Here is a 16,256-nt window from a genome sequence, read left to right as displayed (position 1 = left end):
CACGACGCCCGCACCTCCCGGTACGCCGCGTGCCCGTACCGGGAGGTGCTCGGTACGGGCACGGGGACGCTGAGCGGCGTCAGGCGGCGGGCGGCGCCTCGACGGTGAGCTCGATGTCGAGGACGGCGCCGCCCTCGGTGGTGATCCGCAGCTTGTACGTGCCCGCCGTGCCGCCCGCGTGGATCTGCGGGAGGGAGAGCAGACCGTCCGCGTCGGTCGTCAGGCCGGTGAGCGTGCTGACGGCGGAGCCGCCGGCTCCCGTGAAGTGGGGGCCCTGACCGTCCGGAACGGCTTCCCCGGCACTGGTGAGGACCGTGGCGGTGACGGCGACGCCGGAGGCGACGGCCCCGTCGAGGGTCGCCTTGACCTGGACGCTGTCGGCGAAGTCGCCGCCCTGGGCGGCGGTCAGCGCGGTGCTGGTCGTCCGGGTGACCGTGTCGGCCCGGCGGGCGGTGACGGTCGCGGTGAAGTCGAGGCTGAACTGCGCGGTGGTGCCGACGACCGCGTGGACACGGAAGTCGCCGGTGGTCTCGCCCGCCACGAGCGCCGGGGCGCTCGCGGTTCCGTCCGCCGCGGTGACGGAGTCGGCGCTCGTGGCCCCGCCGGCGAAGTGGGCGTCGGTGTCACCACTGATGGTGAAAGTGACGGGAGCCTGGGCGAAGGCTTCGCCCTGGCCGTCGACGGCCCGCACGGTGACGGCCCCGGCGAATTCCCGGCCCGCCATGGCGGTCAGCGTGCCGGTTCCCGCGTTCTCGATGCCGGAGAGCTTGAGGTCCTGGGAGGGCGACGGAGGCGTGGTGGTCGTGGGCGGCTTGCTGGGCAGGGTGTTCCCGGGCTTACCGCTCGGCGGTGTGCTGGGGCTCGGGGACGGCGGGGTGGTCCCCGGCGTCCCGTCCGGGGACGGCGTGGGCGAGGGAGGGGTGGACGGCGAAGGCGAAGGCGAAGCCGGGCCGGCGGTGACGCTGGTCGCCGGGCCGGGCGTGGTCGGCAGGACACCGGTTCCGTCGGGCACCGAGTGCGCGCCGTTGTTGTAGTACTCGAACCAGGAACGCACGGTCGACAGGTAGGCGGTGGAGTGGTTGTAGCTCAGCACCGCGCGGTCGACGTCGGTGTCGATGGACAAGTCCCGGGACCCGGCACAGAGATAGAGCCCGGCCGCGAGCGCCGCGTCGTAGACGTTGTTGGGGTCTTTGCGTCCGTCACCGTTGGCGTCCTGGCCCCACGTGGCCCAGGTGGACGGGATGAACTGCATCGGCCCGACCGCCCGGTCGTGGGTCGTGTCGTTGTCGTACGCGCCGTTGTCCGTGTCCTGGATGAGCGCGAAGCCGTTGCCGTCGAGGGCGGGGCCGAGGATCGGGGTGAGCGTGGTACCGCTCGCGTCGACCTTGCCGCCGCGCGCCTGCCCCGACTCCACCTTGCCGATGGCGGCGAGGAGTTGCCAGGGAAGGCGGCAGGCCGGGTCGGTGCCGGCGATGGTCGACTGGGCCTGCTTGTACGCGCCGAGGACCGAGGCCGGGATGCCCGACTCGGCACTGGTGGCGGGCAGACCGGCCGAGACGGTCGGGGTGTTGGGAGTGGTCAGCGGCGGCAGGTCCGTGTGGTAGCCGTCCTCGCCGGTGGCGGAGCCCTGTTCGGGTTCGGCCGCCGTCGACTTGTCGGTCCCGCCGGGGGACGCGGCCTGGCCCAGCGGGGCACCTGGCGCCTGGGAGGCGGAGAGCGCCGCGACGACGGCGGCGGCCACCGCGGTACTGGTGGCCCCTCTGCGCAGGCGACGGCCGAATTGCGCTGCCATATGGTCTGGTCCCTCCCCGACGACGGCTGTTCGCGCTCCCCAGCGCGAGGACTCCCGTGACCCTACGGCAACTTCTGATACTTCAACACAGTCGATTGACCGGTTCTTACGGGTTTTTCACGATGTTCAACACAAGTTGTCCTGCCTCTCGCTTCCGGTGCGGGACAAGCTCTCCGCAGCCCCGCTTCCCGTGGACGGGGCTTGCCGCGACCCGGCTCGCCAGGGGCAGGGGGCGTGGTCCGTGCCCCCTGGCGCTCTGTTCTGCTTCGTCCCCGACGTCTGTTCCGGGCCCGGATCTGGGCCCGGCTGCCGCCGGCTCGCTGGTGGTGCGCGGAACGTGGGTTCGGCTGCGGGGAGACGGGACACCCCGGGACCCGGAGCACGACGGGAAACCGCACCGGCCGCACGGACCGCACCGGCCGCGCGGACCGCACCGGCCGTGAAGGACACCGGGGCCGGGCCCCCGACGCCAGCTCCCCTGGAGCACGCCCGGAACCAGCAACCCGGAGTCCCGGATCCCACACCCCTGAGCCAGCCCTCCTTCGCCCCGCCCGCCCCGGACACGCCAGAAGGCCGGACACGGCCGCCCCGGACACGCCGTGCCCCGGACACGCCGGAGGCCGGACACGCCGTGTCCGGCCTCGTCAGCGACATACATGGCGTCAGCGGCGCATCGGTGCGCCACGGACTCCCCCTCGGCCGCGTCAGTGCGCCGCGGACTCCCAGTCGGCGCCCACGCCGACCGACACGTCCAGCGGGGCCCGCAGCGACACGGCCGACGCCATCTCGCGGCGCAGGATCCCCTCCACCTCGGCGCTTTCGCCCTGGGCGATCTCCAGCACGATTTCGTCGTGCACCTGGAGCAACATCCGGGACTTCAGCTTCGCCTTGGTGAGCGCCTGGTCGACGTGGAGCATCGCGACCTTCACGATGTCCGCGGCGGTGCCCTGGATCGGGGCGTTGAGCGCCATGCGCTCCGCCGTCTCGCGCCGCTGGCGGTTGTCGCTGTTGAGGTCGGGGAGGTACCGGCGGCGGCCGAAGACCGTCTCGGTGTATCCGGTGGACCTGGCTTCCTCCACGACCCGGTGGAGGTAGTCGCGTACTCCGCCGAAGCGCTCGAAGTACGTGTCCATCAGGCCACGCGCCTCGCCCGCTTCGATGTTGAGCTGCTGGGAGAGCCCGAACGCGGAGAGACCGTAGGCGAGTCCGTAGGACATGGCCTTGATCTTGCGGCGCATCTCCGGGTCGACGGCCGACTTGTCCACGCCGAACACCTGGGAGGCGACGGTGGTGTGGAGGTCCTCGCCCGAGGTGAACGCCTCGATCAGGCCGGCGTCCTCGGAGAGGTGGGCCATCACCCGGAGTTCGATCTGGCTGTAATCCGCCGTCATCAGCGTTTCGAAGCCCTCGCCGACGACGAAGCCCCGGCGGATCGCGCGCCCCTCGTCCGTACGGACCGGGATGTTCTGGAGGTTGGGGTCGGTGGAGGAGAGGCGTCCGGTCGCCGCCACCGTCTGGTTGAAGGTGGTGTGGATGCGTCCGTCCGCCGCGATCGTCTTGATCAGGCCCTCGACGGTGACCCGCAGCTTCGCCTGTTCGCGGTGGCGCAGCATGATCACCGGCAGTTCGTGCTCGGTCTGCGCGGCGAGCCAGGCGAGGGCGTCGGCGTCGGTGGTGTAACCGGTCTTCGTCTTCTTGGTCTTGGGCAGTCCCAGCTCGCCGAAGAGGACTTCCTGGAGCTGCTTGGGCGAGCCGAGGTTGAACTCCCGGCCCACCGCCGCGTGCGCTTCCTTTATGGCCTGCTGCACGGCGCCCGCGAACTGCTGCTCCATCGCCTCCAGATGGGCGCGGTCGGCGGCGATGCCGTGCCGCTCCAGCCGGGCCAGCAGGATCGAGGTGGGCAGCTCCATGTCGTGCAGCAGGTCGAGCGCGCCGACCTCCCTGAGCCGCGTGGAGAACGCGGCGCCGAGGTCGAGGACCGCGCGGGCCTGCGTCATCAGGGCGTCCGCCTCGGCGCGGTCGTCCGCGCCGAACGCCAGCTGCCCGTCCGCGGCGGCGGCCGGGGCCAGCTCGCGGCCGAGGTACTCCACCGCCAGCGCGTCCAGCGCGAAGGACCGGCGTCCCGGCTTCACCAGGTACGCGGCGAGCGCGGTGTCCATGGTGACGCCCTCGATGTGCCAGCCCAGCTCGGGGAAGACCCGCATGGCGGCCTTGGCGTTGTGCAGGACCTTCGGCCGCTCCGGGTCGGCGAGCCAGGCGGTGAGCGCCTGCTCGTCCGAGGCGTCGAGCTCCGTCGGGTCCAGCCAGGCCGCCGCCCCGCCGACCGCCGCGAGGGCGATCTCGGTGACGGTGCCGGTGCCGAGCGCCCAGGTGTCCACGGTGGCCACGCCCAGCGGCTGGGCGCCGTGCTCGGCCAGCCAGCCGGCGACCTGTCCGGTGCCCAGCACCGTGCCGTCGAGCTCGACCCCGGCGGCCGGGGCGGGTGCCTCTTCCTCGGCCGCGCCCGGGTCGACGGCGAGCAGCCGCTCCCGCAGGCTCGGGTTGCGGATCTCCAGGACGTCCAGCACCCCGGTGACGGCGGTGCGGTCGTACGGGGCGCGCTCCAGCTCGGCGGGGCCCTTGGGGAGCTCCACGTCGCGCACCATCTCGGTCAGTCGGCGGTTCATCCGCACCGAGTCCAGGTGGTCGCGGAAGTTCTGTCCCGCGACGCCCTTCACCTCGTCGGCGCGCGCCACCAGCTCGTCGAAGGAGCCGAACTGGTTGATCCACTTCGCGGCGGTCTTCTCGCCCACCTTGGGGATGCCGGGAAGGTTGTCCGACGGGTCGCCGCGCAGCGCTGCGAAGTCCGGGTACTGGGCGGGGGTGAGGCCGTACTTCTCCTCGACCTTCTCCGGGGTGAAGCGGGTCAGCTCGGAGACGCCCTTGGTCGGGTAGAGGACCGTGACGTTCTCGGTGATGAGCTGGAAGGAGTCGCGGTCACCCGTGACGATCAGCACCTCGAACCCGGCGGCCTCCGCCTGAGTGGCGAGCGTGGCGATCACGTCGTCGGCCTCGAAGCCGTCGACGGCGAACCGGTCCGCGTGCATCGCGTCCAGCAGTTCGCCGATCAGCTCGACCTGCCCCTTGAACTCGTCGGGGGTCTTGGAGCGGTTCGCCTTGTACTCGGGGAACTCCTGGGAGCGCCAGGTCTTGCGGGACACGTCGAACGCCACCGCGAAGTGGGTGGGCGCCTCGTCGCGCAGCGTGTTCGCCAGCATCGAGGCGAAGCCGTACACGGCGTTCGTCGGCTGCCCCGTCCCGGTCGTGAAATTCTCCGCGGGCAGGGCGAAGAACGCCCGGTACGCCAGGGAGTGCCCGTCCATGAGGAGCAGGCGCGGTCGGTTGTCTGCCGTCTTCTTCGATGCTGTCTCAGCCACATACACGATCCTGCCACGGCCCGCCGACATCACGGACCGCTCACGGGTCCCGTCGCCCCTTCCTTCCGGGTGTGCTCCCCGACCGCCATGACAGGATCGAGCGGGAGAGACCCACGCGCTCGAAGGGGAGCAACCATGGCCACGAAGCCCCCGACCGGAGACCCGGTCCAGGACGCCCCGCAGGTCCAGGAGGCCCAGCACGCCGCAGCCGGGCTGCCCGCGGTCGCCCATTCGCTGCTCATGGCCCAGCAGCAGATGGGAGTGGGCCGCACCGCGCGGACCCTCCTCAAGGTCAACCAGAAGAACGGCTTCGACTGCCCCGGCTGCGCCTGGCCGGAAGGCGACGAACGCCACACCGCGGAGTTCTGCGAGAACGGCGCCAAGGCCGTGGCCGAAGAGGCGACGCTGCGCCGGGTCACCCCGGAGTTCTTCGCCGCGCACCCGGTCCCGGACCTCGCCGGCCGCAGCGGGTACTGGCTCGGCCAGCAGGGCCGCATCACGCAGCCGATGTACCTCCCCGAGGGCGCGGACACCTACGAGCCGGTTCCCTGGGACGCCGCCTTCGCAATCATTGCCGACGAACTCCGTGCGCTCGCCTCCCCCGACGAGGCCCTCTTCTACACCTCGGGCCGCACCAGCAACGAGGCCGCGTTCCTCCTCCAGCTCTTCGCCCGCGAGTACGGCACCAACAACCTCCCCGACTGTTCGAACATGTGCCACGAGTCGTCCGGCTCCGCGCTCGTGGAGACCATCGGCATCGGCAAGGGCAGCGTCTCCCTTGAGGACCTCCACCAGGCCGATCTGATCATCGTCGCCGGACAGAATCCGGGCACCAACCACCCGCGCATGCTCTCCGCCCTGGAGAAGGCCAAGCACGCCGGGGCGAAGATCATCTCGGTGAACCCGCTGCCCGAGGCGGGCCTGGAGCGCTTCAAGAACCCCCAGACCCCGTGGGGCATGATCAAGGGCACCGCCCTGACCGACCTCTTCCTCCAGATCCGCATCGGCGGCGACCAGGCGCTCTTCCGCCTCCTCAACAAGCTGATCCTCCAGACCGAGGGCGCCGTCGACACCACTTTCGTCGACGAACACACCCACGGGTACGAGGAGTTCGCGCAAGCCGCCCAGGACGCCGACTGGGACGAGACCCTCGCCGCCACCGGGCTGGAGCGCGCCGACATCGAGAAGGCCCTCGAACTGATCCTCGCCTCGGAACGCACCATCGTCTGCTGGGCGATGGGCCTCACCCAGCACAAACACTCCGTGCCCACCATCCGCGAAGTGGTCAACTTCCTTCTGCTGCGCGGCAACATAGGACGTCCGGGTGCCGGAGTCTGCCCGGTGCGCGGCCACTCCAACGTCCAGGGCGACCGCACCATGGGCATATACGAGCGCCCCGCGCCCGCCTTCCTCGACGCCCTGGACCGCGAGTTCGGCATCACCTCGCCGCGCCACCACGGCTACGACGTGGTCCGTGCCATCCGCGCCCTGCGCGACGGCGACGCCAAGGTCTTCTTCGCGATGGGCGGCAACTTCGTCGCCGCCACCCCCGACACCGACGTCACCGAAGCCGCGATGCGCCGGGCCCGCCTCACCGTGCACGTGTCGACCAAGCTCAACCGCTCGCACGCCGTGACCGGCAGCCGCGCCCTGATCCTGCCGACGCTGGGCCGCACCGACAAGGACGTCCAGGCCGGCGGCAAGCAGTTCGTCACGGTCGAGGACTCCATGAGCATGGTGCACGCCTCCCGGGGCAATCTCGCCCCCGCGAGCCCGCACCTGCTCTCCGAGCCCGCCATCGTCGCCCGCATGGCGCGCGCCGTCCTCGGTTCCGGTTCGAGGACCCCGTGGGAGGACTTCGAGAAGGACTACGGCACGATCCGCGACCGCATCTCCCGCGTGGTGCCCGGCTTCGAGGACTTCAACGCCCGTGTCGCCCGCCCCGGCGGGTTCACCCTCCCGCACGGTCCGCGCGACGCCCGCCGCTTCCCGACCGCCACCGGCAAGGCCAACTTCACCGCCGCGCCCGTCGAGTACCCCGAACTCCCGGAAGGCAGGCTGCTGTTGCAGACCCTGCGCTCCCACGACCAGTACAACACCACGATCTACGGCCTCGACGACCGCTACCGCGGCATCAAGGACGGCCGCCGCGTCGTCCTCGTCAACCCCGAGGACGCCCACGGACTCGGCCTCGCCGACGGCGCCTACACCGACCTCGTCAGCGAGTGGAAGGACGGCACCGAACGCCGCGCCCCCGGCTTCCGGATCGTCCACTACCCCACCGCACGGGGCTGCGCCGCGGCCTACTACCCGGAGACGAACGTCCTGGTGCCGCTCGACTCGACCGCCGACACCAGCAACACCCCCGCCAGCAAGTCGGTCGTGGTGCGCTTCGACAACGCCGTCTGACCCGGCCGTACGGGCGGCCCGCCGGCCCCGGTCCGGGGCAGCTCCCGCGTACGGCCCGGTGCGGCAGCGGTCCGGGACCGGCGGGCCGTACGGCGGCGGCGGCTCAGACCGGGGTCGCGCCCGTCGGAACCCCGTCGCGCACCGTGTCCGCGCGGCGGGGCCCGGGCACGCCGATCCCGCCGCCCTCGCCCCCGGTCCGCTGCGCCGCGGCTTCCCGGCGCAGCACCAGCAGGCCCACCACCGCGACCGCCCCCATCACGGCGAAACCGGTCGCGGGCGTCGAGCCGGAGGGGTGCGTCTCGTAGACCAGCGCCACCGAGAGGACTGCCAGTCTCCGGCCGGCGGGCCCCCGGCGCGCCCGTACGGCGACGAACGGCACCCCCCACAGGAGGTACCACGGCTGCACCATCGGCGAGAGCACCACCAGTGCCGTCAGCGCCAGACCGAGCGCCAGTACGGGGTCGGTGCGGCCGAGGGCCGCACGCCATCCCAGACGGGCGACGAGGGCAGCCGCCGCGGCGAGTCCGAGGAACCGTACGGCCGACTTCACCGCGTCGGGGTCGGCCCCGGCCACCAGGTGGGCGAGCGCGCCGAGGCCGGCCCCCAGGTCGCTGGAGACGGAGAGCGAGGTGTGGATGCCCGCCGCCACGCTCTGCGTGTGCAGCCAGCCGAAACCGGTGCCACTCACCGCGGAGACCGCCAGCACCGTGGCGGCGGCGACCAGCCCCGGCCCGAACAGTCCGGTCGAGATCCGTCGTGCGGGCGAACCGGCGGACGCCCTCCCCACCACCACACCGACGAACAACAGAGCGAGTCCGGCAGGGGACTTGACCATCATCGCCAGCCCGATCACGACCGCGCCGAGCACCCAGCGTCCGCGCAGCGCGCACACCGCGCCGGTCAGCGCGAGCCCGGTCATCAGGCCGTCGTTGTGCGCTCCGCCCACCACGTGGATCAGGAGCAGGGGGTTGAGCGCCGCGAGCCACAACGCCCCGCTCTCGTCGGCCCCGTACTCCCGCGCGAGACGCCGTACCGCCCACACGATCAGTGCCAGCGCCGCCACCGCGACCAGTCGCAGCACGATGACCGCGGGGACCAGGGTGCCGCCGGTGAGCGCCACCGCGCCCCGCGCCAGCAGCAGGAAGAAGGGGCCGTACGGAGCGGGGGTGTCGGTCCAGTTCCGGCCCACGCTCGCCGCCGCGTCCCCGGCGAGTCCCGCCGGGTCCAGGACCGAGGGGCCCTGGCTGTACACGTCGTGCCCTTCGAGGACCATCGCCCCCTGGGCGACGTAGCTGTACACGTCCGCGCTGTACAGGGGCGGCGCCAGCAGCAGCGGTGCCACCCACCAGGCGAGCGTCACCAGCGCGTGCCGTGCGGAAGCGCCGTTGCGGCCGTACGCCCACCAGGCGACGACGAGCACGGTGAGTCCGGTGTAGGCGAGGGCGGATCCGGCCGTGGTCACCGCCGGACCCCGGCCCGTCCACCAGCCCCACGGGTCGTGCGCCGGAAGCCTTCCGGCGATCCAGCCCCCCGCGCCGACCCCCAGCGAACCGGCCAGTCCCAGCCGACGACATCCCGCGACACCCAGTCCCCGCATCGGGCCAACCTATCGAACCGGGGTGAACGCCCGCCTCCCCCCTGCGTGGCCGTACGGGACCGCCCGGCGGACCGGCCCCGGACCGGAACCGGCTGGAACCGGGCTCGACCGGACACGGTGGGGCAGGAGCTAAGCACCCGCTCAGCGGTCTCTGATAAGAACGGAGCGCACAGCGAAGACACCACCGGACGAACGGAGCCGAACCCATGGGCGACCAGAGCGCACCCGTGTTCCCGCAGGACGTCATCGACGAGTACGCCGCTCTCGGCATCGACCTGCCCGCCCTCTTCTCCGCCGGGCACCTCGGCGAACGGATGGGCGTGCGGATCACCGAGGCGTCCGCGGACCGCGTCGTCGGCACCATGCCGGTCGAGGGCAACACCCAGCCCTACGGACTCCTGCACGGCGGGGCGTCCGCCGTGCTCGCCGAGACCCTCGGCTCGGTCGGCTCGATGCTGCACGGCGGCGCGGGGAAGATCGCGGTCGGCGTCGACCTCAACTGCACCCATCACCGCGGAGCCCGCAGCGGGCTGGTGACCGGCGTCGCCACCCCCGTCCACCGCGGACGCTCCACCGCCACCTACGAGATCGTCATCACCGACGACCACGACAAGCGCGTGTGCACCGCCCGTCTCACCTGCCTGCTGCGCGAGGCGCCCGCCGCGGGCTGACCCTCCGCACACCCCGCCCCACTCCCCCACCTGCCCGGCCGGGCCCGCGTACCACCCGGCCGGGCATCTTCATGTGCACTACACGTAACAACGGTTGACCATGAGAACCAGCCAACTCCCCGGGTATTGCACGGGGTTAGACGCACCACTTCACGCCACCCCGCAAGTGCGACGAAGGAGCGAACCACCCGACGTAACACTGCGTAACAGTCGCGCAATGCGCGCGACACCCCCTCCGCACCCCGCTCCGCACCCCCCGGCCCCCTCACCGCCGGCCACCGAGCAACCCCGCCCGTCAGGACCAAGATCGCCTCAAGCCCCTTAGCAGAGCTGCGCGTTCTCACCATGCGAGAGGAATCGGCCGGACCCGGACCGGCACGCGCCCCCTCGCCACCTCAAGCCTTCCTCAAGTCATAACAAGACAGTCACATCCTTGCCCACACCCGTCCACGATCCCACCACCTGCGCCTAGAGTCACCGCCAGTCACCGCGCCGCCGGGCGCGGCAGCAGCACGCCCCTGTACCCAGTACGTACGGCTTGGCGAACGACAGGCACCTCAACGGAGGAGGCCGCGCCAGGGAAAGGACTTTTCGTGCGACACCGTTCTTTGCTCATACTCACCGCAGTGCTCACCACCGGAGCACTCACCCTCACCGCCTGCGGGTCGCGCGACGACGACAAGGGCAGCGACGGCGCGAGCGGCGGCGGCAAGAACCAGACCGTCGTCATCGGCCTCGACGCCCCCCTGAGCGGCGACCTCTCCGCCCTCGGCCTCGGCATCAAGAACTCCGCCGACCTCGCCGTCAAGACGGCGAACAAGGAGAAGACGGTCCCGGGCATCACGTTCGAGCTCCAGCCGCTCGACGACCAGGCCCAGCCCTCCGTCGGCGGCCAGAACGCCCAGAAGTTCATCGGCAACAAGGACCTCGTCGGCGTCGTCGGCCCGCTGAACTCCAGCGTGGCCCAGTCGATGCAGAAGCCCTTCGAGGACGCCAGCCTCACCCAGGTCTCGCCCGCCAACACCGGCACCGAGCTGACCCAGGGCGACAACTGGAAGGACGGCGACGCGGCCAAGAAGCGCCCGTTCAAGACGTACTTCCGCACCGCCACCACCGACGCCATCCAGGGCGCCTTCGCCGCGAACTACCTGTTCAAGAACGCCGGCATCAAGGACGCCTACCTCATCGACGACCAGAAGACCTACGGCGCCGGCCTCGCCGCCTCCTTCAAGACGACCTTCACCGCCCTCGGTGGAAAGATCGTCGGCAGCGACCACGTCAACCCCGACGACCGCGACTTCAACTCCGTCGTCACCAAGGTGAAGAGCTCCGGCGCCAAGGCCGTCTACTACGGCGGTGAGTACCCCGCCGGCGCGCCCCTGAGCCAGCAGCTCAAGGACAGCGTCAACATCCCGCTCATGGGCGGTGACGGCATGTACAGCGCCGACTTCATCAGCCTCAACAAGAAGGCCCAGGGCGACATCGCCACCTCGGTCGGCAAGCCCGTCGAAGAGCTCGACTCCGCCAAGAAGTTCATCGCGGACTACCAGACGGCCGGCTACAAGGACGCCTACGAGGCGTACGGCGGCGGCACCTACGACGCCACCTGGTCCATCATCGAGGCCGTCAAGATCGTGGCCGCCGAGAACGACGGCAAGCTCCCCGACGACAGCCGCGAGAAGGTCCTCGCCGCCATGGCCAAGGTCCAGTTCGAGGGCGTCACCGGCCCGGTCGCCTTCGACGAGTTCGGCGACACCACCAACACCATGATGACCGCCTACCAGGTCGACGGCGGCAAGTGGGTCTCCAAGCTCAGCGAGGCCGTCACCAAGTAGGCACGGCCACGCCCCACTCCGGTCGCCACCAGGCAACCCGACCGCGCGGGAGCGCCACCAGCGCTCCCGCGCGGTGCCATATCCGAACCACTCCAACGGAGGCCCTGCGGTGCACGAACTGCCGCAACAGCTGGCCAACGGACTCATCCTCGGCGCGATGTACGGACTCATCGCGATCGGCTACACGATGGTCTACGGAATCATCCAGCTCATCAACTTCGCACACGGCGAAATCTTCATGATCGGAGGCTTCGGAGCGCTCACCGTGTACCTCTGGATGCCCTCCGGTTGGAACCTCCTCGCCATCGTCCCCCTCATGATCATCGGCGGCGTGATCTGCTCCGTCGCCGTCAGCGTCGCCGCCGAACGCTTCGCCTACCGGCCCCTGCGCAACGCACCCCGCCTCGCCCCCCTCATCACCGCGATCGGCCTCTCCCTCGCCCTCCAGCAGGCCGTCTGGAAGTGGTACCCCGACGCGACCGCCGACCGCTCCTTCCCCCAGTTCAAGGGCGGCGCCTTCGACCTGCTCGGCGCCCACATCCAGCGCGGCGACCTCTTCGTCCTCATATCCGCACCCGTCTGCATGCTCGCCCTCGGCCTCTTCGTCTCCAAGACCCGCGCCGGCCGCGGCATGCAGGCCACCTCGCAGGACCCCGACACCGCCAAGCTCATGGGCATCAACACCGACCGGATCATCGTCATGGCCTTCGCCATCGGTGCCGCGTTCGCCGCCGTCGCCGCCGTCGCCTACGGGCTCAAGAACGGCCAGATCGGCTTCCGCATGGGCTTCCTCATGGGCCTCAAAGCCTTCACCGCCGCCGTACTCGGCGGCATCGGCAACATCTACGGCGCCATGCTCGGCGGCGTCGTCCTCGGCCTCGCCGAAGCCCTCGCCACCGGCTACATGAGCGACGTCCCCGGCATGGACCTCTTCGGCGGCGGCGCCTGGAAGGACGTGTGGGCCTTCGCGCTCCTCATCGTCGTCCTGCTGCTGCGGCCACAAGGGCTGCTCGGCGAACGCGTCGCGGATCGGGCGTGATACGGATGACCACGCACACCTCCCGCGCCCCCCTCGACCTGCTGCCCCCCGCGACGGCCCGAGCCCTCACCACCGCAGGCGCGGCCGTCGCCCTCGCCGGCACCTTCCTCGCCTGGACCTGGACCGACGAATTCCCCGGCGACCTCACCGTCACCGGCTATCCCGGCGGCCTCCAGGTCCTCACCCTCGTCGGGTCCCTCATCACCCTGCTCCTCACCCTCTCCGGATACGGCGTCCGAGGACTCCGCTGGCTCACCCCCGGCGGTACCAACGCCTCCGTGCGCTTCGCCGCACTCGGCGTTCTCGCCACCACGGGATACGCCGCCGGCGCCATCACCGTCGACCTCGGCGGCGTCGTCAACCTCGAACCAGGCGCCTGGGTCAGCCTCACCGGCGCCCTGATCGCCGCGATCGCCGCGTTCGGCCTGCCCGCCGACCAGGCCCTCACCGACCACGACCCCGGCAGCCTCGCCGTCCTCGGCAACAGCCTCACCGCCCCCACCCCGGGCCGCGCGCGCGAACTCCCCTCCTGGGCCGAAATCCTCATCATCGCCGCCTCGTTCGGCGCCGGCCTCTACGTCTTCTCGTACGGCATCGACACGGAGTACACCGAACTCTTCATCGGTTTCCTCCTCACCGCCGCCCTCGGCTTCACCGCCCTGCACCGGGCAGGCCTCATCGCCCGCCTCAGCGCGCTGACGTCCAAGCACCGCAACGTCACCCTCACCGCCGCCCTCGTCGCCGCCTTCTGCTTCCCCTTCACGCAGACCACCGGCGAGTACGCGCTCATCGGCACCAACATCCTCGTCTTCGCGACCGTCGCCCTCGGGCTCAACGTCGTCGTCGGCCTCGCGGGCCTTCTCGACCTCGGCTACGTCGCCTTCCTCGGCGTCGGCGCCTACACCGCCGCCCTCGTCTCCGGCGCCTCCGCCTCCGCGATCGGCGTCCACTTCCCGTTCTGGGCGGCCATCCTCACCGGCGGCGCCGTCTCCATGATCTTCGGCGTCCTCATCGGCGCCCCGACCCTGCGGCTGCGCGGCGACTACCTCGCCATCGTCACCCTCGGCTTCGGAGAGATCTTCCGCGTCACCGTCAACAACCTCAACGGCAACAGCGGACCCGACCTCACCAACGGCTCCCAGGGCATCCCCTCCATCCCCGACCTCGACCTCTTCGGATTCGAGTTCGGAGCCAGCCACGACGTCGGCCCCTTCAGCCTCAGCAGGCCCGCCAACTACTACCTGCTGATGCTCCTCGTCACCGCCGTCGTCATCCTCGTCTTCCGCCGCTCCGGCGACTCCCGCATCGGCCGCGCCTGGGTCGCCATCCGCGAGGACGAAACCGCCGCCACCGCCATGGGCATCAACGCCTTCCGGCTCAAGCTGCTCGCCTTCGCCCTCGGCGCCACCCTCGCCGGCCTCGCCGGAGCCGTACAGGCACACGTCAACTACACCGTGACGCCCGAGCAGTACCAGTTCGCCGGCTCCGTACCCCCGAACTCCGCCTTCCTCCTCGCCGCCGTCATCCTCGGCGGCATGGGAACCCTCAGCGGACCCTTCGTCGGCGCCGCACTCCTCTACCTCATCCCGGCCAAACTCCAGTTCATGCAGGACTACCAGCTGTTCCTCTTCGGCATCGCGCTCATCCTGCTGATGCGCTTCCGCCCCGAAGGCCTCATCGCCGACCGCCGCAAACGACTCGAATTCCACGAGTCCGCCAAGAACGACGCGGACGGCACGGCCGGCCGGCCCGACGTACCCGAAACACGGCAGCCCGAAGACACCGGCGCCGGCATCGCCAAGGCGGGGGCGTGAGCACCGTGACCACCACCACGAACACCACCGAGAACCCCGGAGCCCCCGCCACCGGCGGCACCGTCCTCGACGCCACCGGCGTCACCATGCGCTTCGGCGGCCTCACCGCCGTACGCGACGTCTCCCTCACCGTCGACAGCGGCGAGATCGTCGGCCTCATCGGCCCCAACGGCGCGGGAAAGACCACCTTCTTCAACTGCCTCACCGGCCTCTACGTCCCCACCGAGGGCAAGGTCAGCTACAAGGGCACCGTCCTGCCGCCCAAGCCCCACCTCGTCACCCAGGCAGGCATCGCCCGCACCTTCCAGAACATCCGGCTCTTCGCCAACATGACCGTCCTGGAGAACGTCCTCGTCGGCCGCCACACCCGCACCGACGACGGACTCTGGTCCGCCCTGCTGCGCCTGCCCAGCCACACCCGCGCCGAGAAGGCCAGCCGCGAACGCTCCATGGAACTCCTGGAGTTCATCGGCCTCGCCCACAAGGCCGACCACCTCGCGCGCAACCTCCCCTACGGAGAGCAGCGCAAGCTGGAAATCGCCCGCGCTCTCGCCAGCGGCCCCGGACTCCTCCTCCTCGACGAGCCCACCGCCGGCATGAACCCGCAGGAAACCCGCGTCACCGAAGAGCTCATCTTCGCCATCCGCGACCAGGGCATCGCCGTACTCGTCATCGAGCACGACATGCGCTTCATCTTCAACCTCTGCGACCGCGTCGCCTGCCTCGTCCAGGGCGAGAAACTCGTCGAAGGCACCCCCAGCACCGTCCAGAGCGACGAACGTGTCATCGCCGCCTACCTCGGCACCCCCTTCGAGGGAGCCCCGGGCGCCGACGAGGTCGCCGAGGTCGAAGCCGCCGAGACACAGGCCGGCCACCACACCGTGGAAGGCACCACGGCCGGCGAGAGCACCACCAGCACCACCGCCGAGGAGGAAACCTCATGACCGCGCTCCTGGAAGTCGAGGACCTCCGCGTCGCCTACGGCAAGATCGAGGCCGTCAAGGGCATCTCGTTCAGCGTCGAAGCGGGCCAGGTCGTCACCCTCATCGGCACCAACGGCGCCGGTAAGACGACGACCCTGCGCACCCTCTCCGGGCTCCTCAAGCCCGCCGGCGGGCGCATCGTCTTCGACGGCAAGCCCCTCACCGACGTCCCCGCCCACCAGATCGTCGCCCTGGGCCTCGCCCACTCCCCCGAGGGACGCCACATCTTCCCCCGGCTGACGATCTCCGAGAACCTCCTCCTCGGCGCCTACCTGCGCAGCGACAAGGCGGGCATCGAGCAGGACGTCCAGCGCGCCTACGACCTCTTCCCCATCCTCGGGGAACGCCGCAAGCAGTCCGCCGGAACCCTCTCGGGCGGCGAACAGCAGATGCTCGCCATGGGACGGGCCATGATGTCGCGGCCCAAGCTGCTCATGCTCGACGAGCCCTCCATGGGCCTCTCACCGATCATGATGCAGAAGATCATGCAGACCATCGTCGAGCTCCGGACCTCCGGTACGACGATCCTCCTGGTCGAGCAGAACGCCCAAGCTGCGCTCTCCCTCGCGGATCAGGGCCACGTCATGGAGATCGGCAAGATCGTCCTCTCCGGTACCGGGGCCGACCTCCTGCACGACGAGTCCGTCCGCAAGGCCTACCTCGGCGAGGACTGACCGGCCTCGCGCACGTACGCCGCAGG

General features: G+C 70.8%; 10 protein-coding genes. 7 read left to right on the top strand and 3 right to left on the bottom strand.

Translation table 11 applies throughout. The annotated features are described in order from the left end of the window. Positions 1 to 79: 79 nt before the first annotated feature. Both OHT52_RS24250 and polA read right to left on the bottom strand, forming a co-directional pair. Positions 80 to 1,792: a lytic transglycosylase domain-containing protein gene (locus tag OHT52_RS24250; RefSeq protein ID WP_328722281.1), complete on the bottom strand. Its 1,713-nt coding sequence runs from the start codon at positions 1,790 to 1,792 to the stop codon at positions 80 to 82. A 704-nt stretch (positions 1,793 to 2,496) separates the two neighbouring features. Then, positions 2,497 to 5,208, bottom strand: coding sequence for a DNA polymerase I (polA, locus tag OHT52_RS24245; protein ID WP_328722280.1), 2,712 nt, complete (start codon positions 5,206 to 5,208; stop codon positions 2,497 to 2,499). 135 nt (positions 5,209 to 5,343) lie between these two features. Between polA and OHT52_RS24240 the strand changes: the two genes are divergently transcribed. Then, positions 5,344 to 7,617 (top strand): FdhF/YdeP family oxidoreductase, encoded by a 2,274-nt coding sequence (locus tag OHT52_RS24240; protein ID WP_328722279.1) that lies wholly within the window; start codon positions 5,344 to 5,346, stop codon positions 7,615 to 7,617. A gap of 103 nt (positions 7,618 to 7,720) precedes the next feature. On the opposite strand, the gene mptB is transcribed toward OHT52_RS24240, so the two are convergent. Continuing rightward, complete coding sequence (gene mptB, locus OHT52_RS24235; RefSeq protein WP_328722278.1) at positions 7,721 to 9,214, bottom strand: polyprenol phosphomannose-dependent alpha 1,6 mannosyltransferase MptB; 1,494 nt, start codon at positions 9,212 to 9,214, stop codon at positions 7,721 to 7,723. A 206-nt stretch (positions 9,215 to 9,420) separates the two neighbouring features. On the opposite strand from mptB, the gene OHT52_RS24230 reads away from it, so the two are divergent. The 6 genes from OHT52_RS24230 to OHT52_RS24205 all read left to right on the top strand — a co-directional run bounded on the left by OHT52_RS24230 (position 9,421) and on the right by OHT52_RS24205 (position 16,230). Beyond that, the gene (locus tag OHT52_RS24230; protein ID WP_328722277.1) at positions 9,421 to 9,885 is read left to right on the top strand and encodes a PaaI family thioesterase; all 465 of its coding nucleotides are present in this window, start codon (positions 9,421 to 9,423) and stop codon (positions 9,883 to 9,885) included. Positions 9,886 to 10,493: 608 nt separating this feature from the next. After that, a complete protein-coding gene (locus OHT52_RS24225) occupies positions 10,494 to 11,720 on the top strand; it encodes a branched-chain amino acid ABC transporter substrate-binding protein (RefSeq protein ID WP_328723881.1) in 1,227 nt (408 codons plus the stop codon). Between the two features lie 109 nt (positions 11,721 to 11,829). Beyond that, entirely contained in the window at positions 11,830 to 12,759 is a 930-nt protein-coding gene (locus OHT52_RS24220; RefSeq protein WP_328722276.1) for a branched-chain amino acid ABC transporter permease, read from the top strand. A 5-nt stretch (positions 12,760 to 12,764) separates the two neighbouring features. Further along, complete coding sequence (locus OHT52_RS24215; RefSeq protein ID WP_328722275.1) at positions 12,765 to 14,573, top strand: branched-chain amino acid ABC transporter permease; 1,809 nt, start codon at positions 12,765 to 12,767, stop codon at positions 14,571 to 14,573. After that, positions 14,570 to 15,517, top strand: coding sequence for an ABC transporter ATP-binding protein (locus OHT52_RS24210; RefSeq protein WP_443046656.1), 948 nt, complete (start codon positions 14,570 to 14,572; stop codon positions 15,515 to 15,517). The genes OHT52_RS24215 and OHT52_RS24210 overlap by 4 nt, the downstream gene beginning before the upstream one ends. Continuing rightward, positions 15,514 to 16,230: an ABC transporter ATP-binding protein gene (locus OHT52_RS24205; protein WP_328722274.1), complete on the top strand. Its 717-nt coding sequence runs from the start codon at positions 15,514 to 15,516 to the stop codon at positions 16,228 to 16,230. The genes OHT52_RS24210 and OHT52_RS24205 overlap by 4 nt, the downstream gene beginning before the upstream one ends. The last annotated feature ends 26 nt before the right edge of the window (positions 16,231 to 16,256 follow it).

The organism is Streptomyces sp. NBC_00247 (assembly GCF_036188265.1).
Lineage (GTDB): Bacteria > Actinomycetota > Actinomycetes > Streptomycetales > Streptomycetaceae > Streptomyces.
This window is presented reverse-complemented; position numbering and strand designations above follow the sequence as displayed.